Origin of the sequence: Cupriavidus nantongensis, assembly GCF_041726985.1 — a bacterium.
Taxonomy (GTDB): domain Bacteria; phylum Pseudomonadota; class Gammaproteobacteria; order Burkholderiales; family Burkholderiaceae; genus Cupriavidus; species Cupriavidus nantongensis_A.
Map to the genome: position 1 here is coordinate 2,660,540 of NZ_CP168303.1, position 13,770 is coordinate 2,674,309.

15 protein-coding genes, 1 other RNA gene and 1 riboswitch are annotated in these 13,770 nt (G+C 70.4%); of the genes, 9 read left to right on the top strand and 7 right to left on the bottom strand.

Going from position 1 to position 13,770, the window contains the following annotated elements; all coding sequences use genetic code 11:
* Window positions 1–20: 20 nt before the first annotated feature.
* Genes cobU through ACEI37_RS23520 form a run of 4 tightly spaced genes read left to right on the top strand, consistent with a single transcriptional unit; the run spans window position 21 to window position 3,627 of the window.
* Window positions 21–713, top strand: coding sequence for a bifunctional adenosylcobinamide kinase/adenosylcobinamide-phosphate guanylyltransferase (gene cobU / locus ACEI37_RS23505; protein ID WP_373378376.1), 693 nt, complete (start codon window positions 21–23; stop codon window positions 711–713).
* Window positions 707–1,693: a CobD/CbiB family cobalamin biosynthesis protein gene (locus ACEI37_RS23510; RefSeq protein WP_373378377.1), complete on the top strand. Its 987-nt coding sequence runs from the start codon at window positions 707–709 to the stop codon at window positions 1,691–1,693. The genes cobU and ACEI37_RS23510 overlap by 7 nt, the downstream gene beginning before the upstream one ends.
* Window positions 1,690–2,706: a threonine-phosphate decarboxylase CobD gene (cobD, locus tag ACEI37_RS23515; protein WP_373378378.1), complete on the top strand. Its 1,017-nt coding sequence runs from the start codon at window positions 1,690–1,692 to the stop codon at window positions 2,704–2,706. Before ACEI37_RS23510 ends, cobD begins: the two co-directional genes overlap by 4 nt.
* Before the next feature lie 15 nt (window positions 2,707–2,721).
* Complete coding sequence (locus ACEI37_RS23520; RefSeq protein ID WP_373378379.1) at window positions 2,722–3,627, top strand: cobalamin-binding protein; 906 nt, start codon at window positions 2,722–2,724, stop codon at window positions 3,625–3,627.
* Here the strand turns inward: ACEI37_RS23520 and ACEI37_RS23525 are convergent, their stop codons facing one another.
* The 7 genes from ACEI37_RS23525 to ACEI37_RS23555 are packed head-to-tail and all read right to left on the bottom strand — an operon-like array spanning window position 3,628 to window position 10,480.
* Entirely contained in the window at window positions 3,628–4,209 is a 582-nt protein-coding gene (locus ACEI37_RS23525; RefSeq protein ID WP_373378380.1) for a histidine phosphatase family protein, read from the bottom strand.
* Window positions 4,194–5,036, bottom strand: a complete 843-nt coding sequence (locus ACEI37_RS23530) for an adenosylcobinamide-GDP ribazoletransferase (protein WP_373378381.1) — start codon at window positions 5,034–5,036, stop codon at window positions 4,194–4,196. The genes ACEI37_RS23525 and ACEI37_RS23530 overlap by 16 nt, the downstream gene beginning before the upstream one ends.
* Window positions 5,033–6,073, bottom strand: a complete 1,041-nt coding sequence (gene cobT / locus ACEI37_RS23535; protein WP_373378382.1) for a nicotinate-nucleotide--dimethylbenzimidazole phosphoribosyltransferase — start codon at window positions 6,071–6,073, stop codon at window positions 5,033–5,035. The genes ACEI37_RS23530 and cobT overlap by 4 nt, the downstream gene beginning before the upstream one ends.
* A gap of 27 nt (window positions 6,074–6,100) precedes the next feature.
* Entirely contained in the window at window positions 6,101–6,733 is a 633-nt protein-coding gene (gene cobO / locus ACEI37_RS23540; RefSeq protein WP_373378383.1) for a cob(I)yrinic acid a,c-diamide adenosyltransferase, read from the bottom strand.
* Window positions 6,726–7,568: an ABC transporter ATP-binding protein gene (locus ACEI37_RS23545; protein WP_373378384.1), complete on the bottom strand. Its 843-nt coding sequence runs from the start codon at window positions 7,566–7,568 to the stop codon at window positions 6,726–6,728. The genes cobO and ACEI37_RS23545 overlap by 8 nt, the downstream gene beginning before the upstream one ends.
* Window positions 7,565–8,572, bottom strand: a complete 1,008-nt coding sequence (locus tag ACEI37_RS23550) for a FecCD family ABC transporter permease (RefSeq protein ID WP_373378385.1) — start codon at window positions 8,570–8,572, stop codon at window positions 7,565–7,567. Before ACEI37_RS23550 ends, ACEI37_RS23545 begins: the two co-directional genes overlap by 4 nt.
* A 15-nt stretch (window positions 8,573–8,587) precedes the next feature.
* Window positions 8,588–10,480 carry a TonB-dependent receptor domain-containing protein gene (locus ACEI37_RS23555; protein ID WP_373378386.1) on the bottom strand — a complete coding sequence of 631 codons (1,893 nt, stop codon included), beginning with the start codon at window positions 10,478–10,480 and terminating at the stop codon, window positions 8,588–8,590.
* A gap of 73 nt (window positions 10,481–10,553) precedes the next feature.
* Window positions 10,554–10,847: riboswitch (cobalamin riboswitch) on the bottom strand.
* A 210-nt stretch (window positions 10,848–11,057) separates the two neighbouring features.
* On the opposite strand from ACEI37_RS23555, the gene ACEI37_RS23560 reads away from it, so the two are divergent.
* The 5 genes from ACEI37_RS23560 to ACEI37_RS23580 all read left to right on the top strand — a co-directional run bounded on the left by ACEI37_RS23560 (window position 11,058) and on the right by ACEI37_RS23580 (window position 13,650).
* Window positions 11,058–11,378, top strand: a complete 321-nt coding sequence (locus ACEI37_RS23560) for a hypothetical protein (protein ID WP_012353681.1) — start codon at window positions 11,058–11,060, stop codon at window positions 11,376–11,378.
* The gene (locus ACEI37_RS23565; protein ID WP_062801552.1) at window positions 11,375–11,707 is read left to right on the top strand and encodes a cell division protein ZapA; all 333 of its coding nucleotides are present in this window, start codon (window positions 11,375–11,377) and stop codon (window positions 11,705–11,707) included. Before ACEI37_RS23560 ends, ACEI37_RS23565 begins: the two co-directional genes overlap by 4 nt.
* Window positions 11,708–11,943: 236 nt before the next feature.
* Window positions 11,944–12,161, top strand: a non-coding RNA gene (gene ssrS, locus ACEI37_RS23570) — 6S RNA.
* Window positions 12,162–12,268: 107 nt separating this feature from the next.
* A complete protein-coding gene (locus tag ACEI37_RS23575) occupies window positions 12,269–12,751 on the top strand; it encodes an EVE domain-containing protein (protein WP_198036204.1) in 483 nt (160 codons plus the stop codon).
* Window positions 12,752–12,825: 74 nt separating this feature from the next.
* On the top strand, window positions 12,826–13,650 hold the full coding sequence (locus ACEI37_RS23580; RefSeq protein WP_373378387.1) for a sulfite exporter TauE/SafE family protein: 825 nt from the start codon (window positions 12,826–12,828) through the stop codon (window positions 13,648–13,650).
* Window positions 13,651–13,770: the final 120 nt, after the last annotated feature.

Sequence of the window (13,770 nt, forward strand, 5' to 3'; positions counted from 1 at the left end):
CGCCGCACGCGGGCCGTGCCATGCCCGGATGCGGCGGCTACAATACGCGGATGGAAACCCCGGCCATCGCACCCGCCACCGCGCCAGCCGCCCAGCCGCGTGCCGCCTCCAGCGGGTCTGGCGGGCGCCAGCTGACGCTGGTGCTTGGCGGTGCCCGCTCCGGCAAGAGCCACTTTGCCGAGCAGCTCGCCACCGACCACGCCACCATCACCGGCGGGCCGGTCACTTACATTGCCACCGCGCGCCAGGACCCGGCCCGCGCTGACGAAGAGCTTGAGGTCCGCATCGCCCTGCACCGCGCGCGCCGCCCAGCCGACTGGCGCCTGGTGGAAGAGCCGGTGCACTTGGCCGATGCGCTCTATGCCAACGCGCGCCACGACGGCTGCATCCTGGTGGACTGCATGACGCTGTGGATCAACAATCTGCTCTTCCCCAATGGCCGCAGCTATCCCGAGCATGGCGTCATCACGCCGCCGGCGGCGTTCACCGAAGAAATCGAGGCACTGCTCAACGCGCTGCCGACGCTGCCCGGCCACGTGATCCTGGTCTCGAACGAGATCGGCTTCGGCGTGATTCCGATGGGCGCCATCACCCGCTTCTATGTCGATGAACTGGGCCGCCTGAACCAGAAGCTGGCTGCCGCGGCCGACTGCGTGCGGCTGCTGGTGGCGGGCATCCCGGTGGCGGTAAAGGGGCCCGATCCCGCATGCTGATGCTGGCCTGGCCGGCATGCGTGGCAGCGGCATGGATCGGGGCACTGCTGGACCGCTGGCTGGGCGAGCCGCGCCGCTGGCATCCGCTGGTGGGCTTCGGCCGCATCGCGGCCGCATTGGAACGCCGCCTCAACCCTCCCTCGCAACGTCGTGCGCCATGGCGCCAGCGCCTGGCCGGGCTGGCCGGCTGGTGCGTGCTGGTGCTGGTCCCGGCCGCGCTGGCATGGTGGCTGGTGGCCGCGGCGGCCCGCTGGCATCCGCTCGCCGCGCTGGCGCTGCATGCGCTGGCGCTGTGCGCGGCGCTGGGCGCGCGCAGCCTGCACCAGCATATCGCGCCGATCGCCGGCGCGCTGGGCGCGGCCGACCTGCCCGCCGCGCGCACGCTGACCGCGCGCATCGTCTCGCGCGACACCGCCGATGCCGACGCCGAGGCGCTGGCGCGCGCCGCCTGCGAATCGGCGCTGGAAAACGGCAACGACGCGGTGTTCGGCGCGCTGTTCTGGTTCCTGGTCGGCGGCGCGCCGGCCGTGATCGTGTTCCGGCTGGCCAACACGCTCGATGCGATGTGGGGCTACCGCACGCCGCGGCTGGTGTATTTCGGCTGGGCCGCGGCGCGCCTCGACGATGCGCTCAACCTGGTGCCGGCACGGCTGACCGCGCTGTCGTATGCGCTGCTCGGCGCCACCGCACAGGCGCTGCGCTGCTGGCGCACGCAGGCGCCGGCGTGGTCGAGTCCCAATGCCGGCCCGGTGATGGCCGCGGGAGCCGGCGCCGTCGGCGTGCGGCTCGGCGGCCCGGCGCGCTATCACGGTGAAATCGAGCCACGCCCGGCGCTGGGCGCCGGCACCGCGCCGCAGGCGGCGCATGTGATGGCCTGCCTGCGGCTGGTCGACCGCACACTATGGCTATGGCTGGCACTGGCGGCAGCCAGCGCACTCGCCGCCTTGGTGGTCCCGGTGATGGTCGCCGCACCGGCATGAGCACCGCCCTGCCCCCGATCCGCCATGGCGGCGACCTGCTCGCCGCGGTGCGCCGCTACGACCGCCCGGCCGACGACTGGCTCGACCTGTCCACCGGCATCAACCCCAACGGCTATGCGGTGCCGATGCTGCCGCCGCAGGTGTGGCAACGCTTGCCGCAGGACGACGACGGCCTGGCCGAACTGGCCGCGACGGCATGCGGCGCGCCCCATGCGCTACCGGTGGCCGGCTCGCAGGCCGCGATCCGCACGCTGCCGGCGCTGCTGCGCCGGGGTCGCGTCGGCATCGCCGCGCTGGGGTACAGCGAATACGCGCCGGCGTTCGCCGCCGCGGGGCACACCGTGGTGCTGCTGGACGAAGCCGACTTCACCCGGCCTGATCTGGCCGACGCGCTCGATCATCTGGTCGTCGTCAACCCGAATAACCCGACCGCGCGCGTCATTCCCGCCGCAACGCTGCTGCGCTGGCATGGCGCGCTGGCCGCGCGCGGCGGCACGCTGCTGGTCGACGAAGCCTTTATCGATTGCCTGCCCGGCGCTTCCGTCGCCGCGCACAGCGCACAGCCCGGGCTGGTGGTGCTGCGCTCGATCGGCAAGTTCTACGGGCTGGCCGGCATTCGCTGCGGCTTCGTGCTGGCACAGCCGGCGCTGCTCGACGCACTGCACGCGCGCCTGGGCCACTGGACCGTCGCCGGCCCCGCGCGCGAGGTGGCACGCCGCGCGCTGGCCGACCAGCCGTGGCAGCACGCCACGCGTGACCGGCTGCAAGCGTGCGGGGCGCGGCTGGCCGCGCTGCTCGACCGCCACGGCCTGCCGCCGGTGATGCATCCCTTGTTCTGCTGGGTTCCGCATCGCGACGCGGCACGGCTGCACCACGAGCTGGCACAGCACGGCGTCTGGACCCGTTATTTCGATGCCGCCGGCGGCTGCGCGCCGAGCCTGCGCCTTGGCCTGCCGCCGGACCAGCCCCTGGCCTGGCAGCGGCTGGACGCGGCGCTGGCGGCCGTTGCCTGACCTCTGACGCATGCCATGCCGAACCGCCTGATCCCTGTCATCGCCTCCGCCCTGTTGCTCGCGGCGCTGCCCGCCACCGCCACGGTCTCCGTCATCGATGACGCCGGCCAGACCGTGACCCTGGCGCAGCCGGCGCGCCGCGTGGTCTCGCTGGCGCCGCACGTCACCGAGATGCTGTTCGCCGCGGGCGCGGGCGACCGCATCGTCGGCACCGTCAACTACAGCGACTACCCGCCGCAGGCGCTCGCGATCGCGCGCGTCGGCGACAACAAGGCGCTGGACCTGGAACGCATCGCCGCGCTCAGGCCCGACCTGATCGTGGTGTGGCGCCACGGCAATGCGCAGAAGCAGACCGACCGGCTGCGCGCGCTCGGCATCCCGATCTTTTACAGCGAGCCGCGCAGGCTGACCGCGATCCCGGACAACATCGAAAAACTCGGCACGCTGCTGGGCACCGAGGCCACCGCGCGGGGCGCCGCGGACAACTTCCGCCAGCAGGTGGAAACGCTGCGCAAGACCTACGCCGCGCGCCCGCCGGTGACGGTGTTCTACCAGGTCTGGCAGCAGCCGCTGATGACGCTCAATGGCCAGCACCTGGTCAGCGACATGCTGGCGCTGTGCGGCGGCCGCAACCTGTTCGCGGCCGAGGCGCCGCTGGTGCCGACCGTATCGGTCGAAGCGGTGATCGCGGGCAATCCCGAAGCGATGGTGACGGCGGGCATGGGCGCCACGCGCTCGGACCAGCCGTTGCCGGATTTCGAGATGTGGCGGCGCTGGAAGCAGGTCACGGCGGTGGCGCGCAACAACCTGTTCGTGATCGACGGCGACCTGCTCAACCGTGCCGGCCCGCGCGTGGTGCAGGGCGCGGCGCAACTGTGCAAGGACCTCGACACCGCGCGCAGCCGCCGGCCGGCACGCTGATCAGCCGGCGCGGTTCCACCAGGCCAGCCGCGCCCCCCCCTGCCCCAGCCTGAAGCCGCAGCTGGCGCCAAAGCCCAGCTCCCAGTTGACCGTGGTCGACAGCGGCACGCCCAGCCAGTGCGCCGCCAGCATGCGCATCGGCCCGGCATGGCCGACCACCCAGAGGCATTGCGCGGGCTCGCCGGCCAGCGTCGCGGCCCAGCCGACCACCCGCGCCATCGCCTGTGCCGGCGATTCGCCGCCATGCGGACGCGCATGCAGCAGGTCGTCGGCCCACTGGTTGAGCGCGCCGCGGTCGATCGCATCCCAGGCCACGCCCTCCCAGCTGCCGAAGTCGATCTCGCGCAAGGCTGGTTCGGTGTCGATGTCCGGCAAGCCGCCGGGCCACGCCTGGGCCAGCGCCTGCGCCGTGCCCAGCGCGCGTGCCAGCGGACTGGCCACGATGCGATCCGGTGCCGGCAGGCCGGCCACGATGCGCGCGGCAGGCGGCGTCAGCGGCGCGACCAGCGGCAGGTCCAGGCAGCCATAGCAGGTACCTGCAGTGACCTGCGGCTGCGCATGGCGGATCAGGACCACGTCCATGCCGCGGCCACCAGGTAGAGCAGGATTTCGGCGCATTGCTGGGCCATGCCCAGGCAATCGCCGGTATAGCCGCCGATGCGGCGCACGAAGTAGCGGCCGAGCAGCAGGCGCAGCACCAGCAACGCTGCGACCGCCGCTGCGCCAAACCCCGGCGACACCAGCCACGGCGGCACCAGCCCGCACAGTAGCGCGAACGCCAGGCCAGCGCCGGCCAGCTTCTGCGCCACCGGCTTGGCCTTGCCTTCGGGGCGCACGTAGGCCAGCGTGGCGAGATAGCTGACCGCCATCGCGCGGCTGGCGGCATGCGCGGCGACCAGTACGGCGAGCAGCACCGCGATGCCGCCGTGGCCGGCGATCGCCACCAGCAGCTGCCACTTCAGCAGCAGCGCCACCACCAGCGCGATCGCGCCGAACGCGCCGATGCGCGAATCATGCATGATGCGCAGCACGTCGTCGCGCTGCCACGCACCGCCGAAGGCATCGACGCAATCGGCCAGCCCGTCCTCATGAAAGGCGCCGGTCAGCAGCAGCGTCGCGGCCATGCCCAGCAGCACGGCCACGCCGGGCGGCCACCACAGCGCCGCGCCCCAGGTGGCCAGCGCGCCCGCGCCGCCCACCAGCAGCCCGACCAGCGGGAAGTAGCGTGCAGCAGCATGCAGGTAGTGCGGTTCGAAGCCGACCCAGCGCGCCAGCCAGCCCGGCAGCGGCACGCGCGTGAAGTAGCCCAGCGCCGTCAGGAAATAGCGCAGTTCGCCGGCCACGCCGGCAGGGCGGCGTGGTTCGCGGCCGGGTTCGGGCAGGGGCACCGGGTCGGTTGGCGCGCTCATGGCGATGCGGTGCTGACGCCGGCGCCGCTGAAGGTCGCCATCTCGTTCAGGAACGCCGCGGCCGAGGCCAGCAGCGGCCATGCCAGCGCGCAGCCGGTGCCTTCGCCCAGGCGCAGGTCCAGCGCCAGCAGCGGCGCGGCGTCGAACTGCGCCAGCAGCGCGCGGTGGCCGCGCTCGTGCGAGCAGTGCGTGAATACGCAGTACTGCAGCACGTTGGGATGCAGCCGCTGCGCCACCAGCAGCGCGGCCGTGGCGATAAAGCCGTCGACCAGGATCACCATGCGGCTGGCCGCGGCGGCCAGGAAGGCGCCGGCCATCATCGCGATCTCGAAGCCGCCGAAGGTGGCCAGCACGTCCAGCGGTGCCTGCGCCTCGGCATGCAGTGCCAGCGCGTCGGCCAGCACTTCGCGCTTGCGCGCCAGGCCGGCGTCGTCCAGACCGGTGCCGCGCCCGATGCAGTCCTCCAGCGGCAGGCCGGTCAGCCGCTGCATCAGGCAGGCCGCGGCCGAGGTATTGGCGATGCCCATCTCGCCGAAGCCGATCACGTTGCAGCCTTGCTGCGCATGGCGCAGCACGCGTGCCATGCCGGCGGTCATCGCCGCGGCGGCTTGCTCCGGCGTCATCGCCGGCTCGTTGGCGAAATTGCGGGTGCCGTCGGCAATACGGCAATTGACCAGCCCCGGCGCGGCCGGCAGCGGCACGCGCACGCCTGCGTCGACGATCTCCAGCGCGATGCCGTGCTGGCGCGAGAACACATTGATGGCCGCACCGCCGGCCAGGAAGTTCTGCACCATCTGCGCCGTGACCTCCGCCGGGTAGGCGCTGACACCGGCGTCGGCCACGCCATGGTCGGCGGCGAACACGATCACCGTGGGCCGCCTCAGCACCGGCCGCGCGCTGCCCTGGATCAGGCCCAGCTGCAGGGCCAAGGCTTCAAGCCGGCCGAGCGCGCCGAGCGGCTTGGTCTTGTCGTCGATAGCGGCCTGCAGCGCCGGGCGCAGCGCATCGTCGAGCGGAGGAATTTCGGGAAACTGCATGATGCGGATACTCAGAAAGAAAACGGGCTACATTTCCACGCCGCGCTGGGCCTTGATGCCCTGCTGGAACGCGTGCTTGACCGGGGTCATGTCGGTGACGGTGTCGGCCGCCTCCACCAGCGCCGGCGGCGCGCCGCGGCCGGTAATGACCACGTGCTGCATCGGCGGGCGCGCGCGCAGGTCGGCGATGACCTGCTCCACCTCAAGATAGTGCAGCTTGAGCGCGATGTTGAGCTCGTCGAGCAGCACCAGGCCGATGCCGGGATCGCGCAGCATGGCGCGCGCCACCTCCCACGCGGCCTCGGCCTTGGCCACGTCGCGGGCACGGTCCTGGGTTTCCCAGGTATAGCCCTCGCCCATCACGTGGAAGGCGCATTCGTCGGGAAAGCGGCGCAGAAACATTTCTTCGCCGGTGGGCTGCGCGCCCTTGATGAACTGGACCACGCCGGTGCGCATGCCGTGGCCGAGCGCGCGCACCACCATGCCGAAGCCGGAGCTGGACTTGCCCTTGCCGTTGCCGGTGGTGATGACGATCACGCCGCGCTCGTCCTGCGCGGCGGCGATCTTGGCGTCGATGACTTCCTTCTTGCGCACCATGCGCGCCTTGTGGCGGGAATCGCGGTCGGGGTTCTGCTCGGCGGGGTTGTGGTTTTCAGTCATGGTGTGAATTCGGTGTGGTCGGTCGCGCGCCATCGGGAATCAGCGCGGTATGCACGCCGTCGCTGACGCTGACGATGGCGGTGCGCAGCGCGCGCGAGCAGTGTTCGGGGGTCAGCACCTGCGCGGCGGGGCCGTGCAGCGCAGTGCCGTCTTCGGCCATCAGCAGCGCGTGGGTGGCGTAACGCAGCGCCAGCGTCAGGTCGTGCAGGATCACCACGATGGCATGGCGCCCCGCCCTGGCCAGCGCCGCCAGTTGCTCCAGCACCAGGATCTGGTGGCGCAGGTCCAGGTGCGAGACCGGCTCGTCCAGCAACAGCAGCGGCGCCTGCTGCGCCAGCGCCGCAGCCAGCGAGACGCGCTGGCGCTCGCCGCCGGACAGCGTCAGCACATCGCGCGCGGCCAGCGCCTCGATATCCATGGCGCGGATCACGTCGTGCACGATGCGGTCATCCTCGCGTCCGCTCCAGCCCCAGCCGGACAGGTGCGGATGGCGGCCCACGCGCACGGCGTCGAGCACCGGCATCGGGAAGGTATCGTGCACCGCTTGCGGCAGGTAGGCGCGCTGGCGCGCCAGCAACGCGGGGTCGACCAGCGCTGGCGCGGTGCCGTCGATCTCGACGCTGCCGCCGTCGGCGTGGCGCAATCCGGCCAGCACCGTCATCAGCGTGGACTTGCCGGCGCCGTTGGGGCCCGCGATGCACCACAGCTCGCCCGGGCCGATGGCCAGGCTCAGGCGCTCCACCAGCACGCGCTGGCTGGTGCGCAGGCGCAGCTCGCGCAGCGCCAAACGCGGACAGGCAGCGAGCGGAACGGACCAGTGCGCGCCCGAGCTCATCGCGGCCTCCGCAACAACAGGTACAGGAAGGTCGGCACGCCCAGCAGCCCGGTGATCACCCCTACCGGCAACTGCGCCGGCGCCACCACGGTGCGCGCGATCAGGTCGGCCGCCATCAGCAGCGCGCCGCCCAGCAGTGTCGCGGCCGGCAGCAGCAGGCGCTGGTCGTTGCCCCAGGCGAGCCGCACCAGATGCGGCACCACCAGCCCGACAAAGCCGATCGAGCCGGCGGTGGTGATGGCCGCGGCAATGCACAGCGATGCCAGCATGAAGGTCGCCAGCCGCACGCGGCCGACGCGCACGCCCAGCGACTGCGCCACGGTCTCGCCCAGCAGCATCACGTTGAGCGCGCGGGCCATCGGCATGGCCAGCAGCAGCGCCGCCACCAGCATGGTGAGCGCGCCGCCGTAGCTGGCGGTGCCGCCGAGGTCGCCGGTGAGCCAGAACAGCATGCCGCGCAGCCGCGACTCCGGCGCGACCGACAGGATCAGTGTAATGACCGCGCCCCAGCCGGCGGCCAGGATCACGCCGGTCAGCAGCAGCCGCGCGCCGGCCTCGCGATGGCCGCCCTGCACCTGCGGATGCAGCAGGTCGCGCCGCGCCAGCGAGGCCACCAACACCATCGCCAGCAACGCGCCGATCGCGGCAGCCGCCTGCACGCCCCACCACGGCGCCAGCGCCAGCATCGCCAGCAGCGCGGCGGTGGAGGCGCCGCCCGATACGCCCAGCACATAGGGCTCGGCCAGCGGGTTGCGCAGCAGCACCTGCATCAGCGCACCGGACAGGGCCAGCAGCCCGCCGCAGGCGAAGGCCGCGGCCGCGCGCGGCAGGCGCAGCTCATGCACGATGGCGCCGGCGGTGCCGGTGTCGGCGCCGCTGATTGCAAGCCACAGCTGGCGTGCATCGAGGGAAACGCTGCCGAGCGCCAGCGACAAGGCGAACGCCAGCAGCGCCGCCACTGCCAGCACCAGCCAGATCGCCGCCGCCTTCCGGAACTCAGACATGGCGCGCCCGCGCGCTCATCGCTGGCGCCAGCCCAGCGTGATGAAGCCCGCGCGCCCCTGCGTGTTGTAGGGGTAGGCGAGCTGGTAGTCCTTGTCGAACAGGTTTTCGACGCGGGCGGCGATGAACCATTGCTTGTCGATGTTGTAGCGGGCGTTGAGGTTGACGATACCGTATCCGCCCAGCCGGCGCGAGCCGGAGTCCATGCGCGACGACGACAGCAGCCATTCGCCGCCGAAGCGCCAGTTGCCGACATTACGGCCCACGTCCAGCGCGGCATGGCGGCGCGCGCGGCGCAGCAACTGGGTGTTGGTCTGCTCGTCGACCGGGTTCTGGAAGGTCACGCTGGCGCCGATGTCGGTGCCGTAGACGCTGGCGCGCCACGACGCCTCGATGCCCTGCACCCTGGCCTGGTTGACGTTCTGCGCCAGGAACATGCCGCTGGGCTGCAGCGCCGACACGATCAGGTCGTGGTAGCGCGTCTCGAACGCAGTCACGCGCAGCAGGCCGGCGCTGGCGGTGGTGTACTGCACTCCGGCCTCGACCGACTTGGCACGCTCGGGCTGCAGGTTGGGCTGGCCGAAGTTGGGGTAGTACAGCTCGTTGAAGGTCGGCGCGCGGAAGGCATTGCTGACGCTGGCGATCAGCTTGAAGGCGTCGGTCAGGTTGTAGCCGTAGCCGGCGAAGAAGCTGCCCTGGTTGCCGAAGTCGGAATAGTGGTCGTTGCGCGCGTTGAGCTGCAGCTGGTGCTTGCCGAAGCGCCCGTCATAGCCGCCGAACACCGAGAACACATTGCGCGTGGGCGCGCCGTAGGCGCTGGAATCCAGCTCCTGCTGCAGGTAATCGGTGCCGAACAGCAGCGTGTGGCCGGCGGCCAGCGCGTATTCGTTCTGCCAGTTGAACTGGCGGTTGCGGGTATTGAAGGTGCCGTTGGGCCTGCTGTTGAGGAAGGTATCGCTGCGGTCCTCGCTCTGCGACAGCTTGAAATGCGTGGTCCAGTCCGCGCCAAGCTTGCCGTTGACGAAGGCCGACAGCGTGTACAGCTCGCTGTTGGTGCGATTCTCGTCGGTGGGGCGGCCGAAGGCGCTGTCGAACGACAGCTTGCTCTTCGAGTAGTAGCCGGTGATGCCGGCATCCCAGTTGGGCGTGAAGCGGTGCTTCACCTGCCCCGACACGCTCTGGTTCTCGTACGGGTTGTCGTTGGGGTTGGCGCGCGGCGCCTGCTTGGTATTGATCGACGAGAAGCCGTCGGTCTTGAACGCCGAGCCGGTCAGGTTGAACGAGGTGTCGCCGACCTGGCCGCCATAGCCGACCGTGCCCTGGCGCGTATTGTTGCTGCCGTACTCGACCGCGGCGTTGGCTGCCGGCGCCTGGCCCGCGCCGCTCTTGGTAAAGATCTGCACCACGCCCCCGATCGCGTCCGAGCCGTACAGCGCCGAGACGTTGCCGCGCACCACCTCGATGCGGTCGATCTGGTCGGGCAGGATATTGGCCAGTTGCGCGGTGCCGCTGCTGGCCGACGACACCCGCACGCCATCGACCAGGATCAGGGTCTGGTTGGAGTTAGCGCCGCGCATGAACAGCGAGGTATTGCTGCCCATGCCGCCGTTGGTCGCGAACTCGACGCCGGCCTGGCTGCGCAGCAGCGTGCGCAGGTCCGGCGCCTGCGTATTGGCGATGTCCTGCTGCGTGACCACCGTGGTGTGCGGCAGCGCCTCGGTGATCGACTGCGCGGTGCGGGTGGATGTGACCACCACCGGCGCGAGCTGCGCGGTGCGGCTGTCCGCCGCCTGGGCGGAAGCGGCCCCGGGAACGAGGGTGAGCGAGGCCATGGCCGCCAGGATGGCGGGCACGGACGGACGCACCGCCGGGCTTGCCGGGCGGGTCGACCTGTGAAGCGATGAACGCATGATGCAGGACTGGATAGGAACGGCCGGGCCCGTTCCCCCGCGGGCCATATGGCGATGAGGCGTGCCGCGCACGGGCGGCAGCCCGCGTTCAGGCCGGTATCCGGGCTGGCGACACGGAACCGGCGCCTTCCCGAACCTGCGGTTCAGTGGCGTGTGGCCGGTCCTGCGGGCATGTGGCCTGGCATCCGATGACGGATCGGGCCTCGCCAGCGATGTGGCTGACGCATGCGCACCGCGGTCGCTTACCGTTGCGGGGGCAGCACAGGTTGGCCTGTCCGGCGCGCAGCCGGCCCGGCTCCCTGTTTCCCGTTGAACTGCCCTTTCGCCAGGGACGAAAAGGGCGAGCACCTGGAACGTGCGCGAGTCTATGGCGTTTCGCCCCCCGCGTCAACGCGACGACCCCACCGCGCGCATGGCCCGTCTGGTAGCGTTTTGTCACACTCTCGCGGCGTCTTGGGTGCAGAAGCCTGCAACTTCCATGCGGGCGGCCGGTCACAAACCTTTCCTCCGCATTGTGCATGCCGGCGCATCGGCTAGAATCGCGATACCTGACACTACTCCCATCATGACAGGCCCTATGCTCACCGAACTCGAACAACTGGCCGCCAAGATCGGGCGCGTGCTGCACCATGCGGACACCCTGGCGGCGGAGAACCAGCGGCTGCGCGACGAGATCGCGCGGCTGGAGGGCGAAGCCGCGCAGTTGCGCGGCGAGCGCGAGGCCATGGCCGCCGACCGCGAACTGCTCAATATCAAGATCGAGGAAGCGCAGCTGCGCATCCAGTCCATCCTTGACAAGCTGCCCACCGCCAGCGACACGCGCCAGCTCGACCTGCTCGGCGAAGAGGCCGTGGCGCAGGGCGCCGAGGCGCACAAGGCCCCCGGAGAACACGCATGAGCAACAAGCAAGTCGAAGTCAACATCGCCGGCCAGGCCTACCGCTTCGCCATCGCGCCCGAGAACGAGGCGGCGCTGCTCGAGGCCGTGGCCCTGGTCGACACGCAGATGAACAAGCTGCGCAGCGGCAGCGCGGCCAAGGGCGTCGAGCGCGTGGCGGTGATGGCCGCCATCAGCATCGCCTCGGACCTGCTGTCGCTGCAGCGCAAGCAGCAGGCCGAGGGCGCGATCCCGGTCGACGCCATCCGCGCGCGCATCCGCGAACTGAACGATCGCGCCGACGAAGCGCTGCGGCAATATGCCCACGTGGGCACCGGTACGCGCGGCTGAGCGCCAGGGGGTGGGATGTGCTGCGGATGCCGCGCTGCCGCACAAAATGTAACGACGCGCGCGAGCACACTTGGTATGCCCTGCAACGCGGTGTATAGTGTAGCCAGACTGCACGAGGCACCACAGAAGTGCAGCTGACAGGTCAGGTTATCGCGCCTGGCCGCCGTTTTCATCCCATCCTTGTTAGAAACGGCAAACGTCTGACATCCAGCACGTGGACAGTCAGACGTTTGACAGTTTCCCTGCCTGGTTCGTGAGGGTCATAAACTCCTTGAACCGATATGCATTGCATGGTGCGGGATTATGTCGCGTGGGCGAGCGCGTCGTCGCATTCATAGTCCGGGCCTGGCCTGGACTCCCTGAGTGGATGATGTACCCGAAATGCGACTTCCGCAGCCACTCTGAACCTCACTTGGGTTCAGGATGCCGACCCAGCGGCCGAGGCGGGGACCCCCTAAAAGGCGGTGGTTTTCTGAACCATCGCCTTTTTCTTTGCCTTTGTTCTTTGCCCGCATGCTTGCCCGTGTTTCAGGCGCGGGCCTTCCTTTCCTGAGCAGCGCCGTGAGCCCTAACCAGAACCAACGCGCCCGCCAGTACTGGCTGATGAAATCGGAACCGGACGAAGCCAGCATCGACGACCTGGCCCGCGAACGGACGCTGCCGTGGACCGGCGTGCGCAACTACCAGGCGCGCAACTTCATGCGCGACGCCATGCAGATCGGCGACGGCGTGCTGTTCTACCACTCGTCGTGCCCGGAGCCCGGCATCGCCGGGCTGGCCGAGGTCTGCTCCGCGCCCTACCCCGACCCCACGCAGTTCGACCGCAAGAGCCCGTATTTCGACGCTGCCTCGAAGGCCGAGGCGCCGCGCTGGCTGCTGGTCGACGTGCGCTTCGAACGCAAGAGCCGCCTGATTCCGCTGGCCGAGCTGCGCGAACATGAAGCGCTGGCCGACATGGTGGTGCTCCGGCGCGGCAACCGGCTCTCGATCACGCCGGTGACGCCGGCGGAATGGCGCTATATCACCGGCAAGCTGATGGACTGAGCGGCCGGCGCTGCCGCATCCAACCAGGCCTTGCGCGGCAAGGCTGACGACAATAACAACGACTTGCTGACACGATGCCGTTCGACAACCTGCCGGTGCTGATCCCCGCCCTGCTCGCGCTGGGCGCCTTCACCGGCTTCTGCGCCGGGCTGCTCGGCGTGGGCGGCGGCATGATGATGGTGCCGTTCCTGACGCTGCTGTTCACCAGCCTGGGCTTTGCCGGCGAAGCCATCGTCCATATGGCGATCGCCACCTCGATGGGCACCATCCTGTTCACCTCGCTGTCGTCGGTGCGCGCGCACCACCAGCGCGGCGCCGTGCGCTGGCCGATCGTGCTGGCGCTGGCGCCCGGCATCGTGATCGGCGGCATGGTCGGCGGCGGCAAGGTCTTCGCGGCGCTGAAGACCAGCTGGCTGTCGCTGGCGTTCGCGGGCTTCGTCGGCTTCTCGGCGCTGCAGATGCTGCGCAACCGCCGGCCCAAGCCGGGGCGTCAGCTGCCGGGCTTCGCCGGCATGGCCGGCGCGGGCGGCGTGATCGGCTTCCTGTCCAGCCTGGTGGGCGCGGGCGGCGCCTTTGTCTCGGTGCCGTTCATGACCTGGTGCAATGTGCCGATCCATAACGCGGTGGCGACCTCGGCCGCGCTCGGCTTCCCGATCGCCGCGGCCAGCGTGGCGGGCTATATCTGGAGCGGCTGGCACGCGCCCGGACTGCCGGCGGCCTCGCTCGGCTATCTCTACCTGCCTGCGCTGCTGGTGATCGCCGCGGCCAGCGTGCTGACCGCGCCGCTGGGTGCGCGCACCGCGCACCGCATGGATGTGGGCCAGCTGCGCAAGATCTTTGCGGTGCTGCTGCTGTGCCTGGCCACGTATATGTTGTGGAAGGCCTGGCAGGCGTTCTGACGACCCGCGTCACCCGCACGGGGGAAGCCAGACCATGCGCGCGGCGCCACCGCAACAATCGTTTGCAATGTCGCGGAACGATCGCCCCGGCGGCCACGTCTGATACCCATCACGTTTTGA

Coding starts and splice junctions, on each gene's coding strand:
- ACEI37_RS23555 (WP_373378386.1), bottom strand. CDS start 10,480: ATGCGTTCATCGCTTCACAGGTCGACCCGCCCGGCAAGCCCGGCGGTG.
- ACEI37_RS23525 (WP_373378380.1), bottom strand. CDS start 4,209: ATGGACGTGGTCCTGATCCGCCATGCGCAGCCGCAGGTCACTGCAGGT.
- ACEI37_RS23530 (WP_373378381.1), bottom strand. CDS start 5,036: ATGAGCGCGCCAACCGACCCGGTGCCCCTGCCCGAACCCGGCCGCGAA.
- cobO (WP_373378383.1), bottom strand. CDS start 6,733: ATGACTGAAAACCACAACCCCGCCGAGCAGAACCCCGACCGCGATTCC.
- ACEI37_RS23580 (WP_373378387.1), top strand. CDS start 12,826: ATGCCGTTCGACAACCTGCCGGTGCTGATCCCCGCCCTGCTCGCGCTG.
- ACEI37_RS23550 (WP_373378385.1), bottom strand. CDS start 8,572: ATGTCTGAGTTCCGGAAGGCGGCGGCGATCTGGCTGGTGCTGGCAGTG.
- cobT (WP_373378382.1), bottom strand. CDS start 6,073: ATGCAGTTTCCCGAAATTCCTCCGCTCGACGATGCGCTGCGCCCGGCG.
- cobU (WP_373378376.1), top strand. CDS start 21: ATGCCCGGATGCGGCGGCTACAATACGCGGATGGAAACCCCGGCCATC.
- ACEI37_RS23545 (WP_373378384.1), bottom strand. CDS start 7,568: ATGAGCTCGGGCGCGCACTGGTCCGTTCCGCTCGCTGCCTGTCCGCGT.
- ACEI37_RS23565 (WP_062801552.1), top strand. CDS start 11,375: ATGAGCAACAAGCAAGTCGAAGTCAACATCGCCGGCCAGGCCTACCGC.
- ACEI37_RS23560 (WP_012353681.1), top strand. CDS start 11,058: ATGCTCACCGAACTCGAACAACTGGCCGCCAAGATCGGGCGCGTGCTG.
- ACEI37_RS23520 (WP_373378379.1), top strand. CDS start 2,722: ATGCCGAACCGCCTGATCCCTGTCATCGCCTCCGCCCTGTTGCTCGCG.
- ACEI37_RS23510 (WP_373378377.1), top strand. CDS start 707: ATGCTGATGCTGGCCTGGCCGGCATGCGTGGCAGCGGCATGGATCGGG.
- cobD (WP_373378378.1), top strand. CDS start 1,690: ATGAGCACCGCCCTGCCCCCGATCCGCCATGGCGGCGACCTGCTCGCC.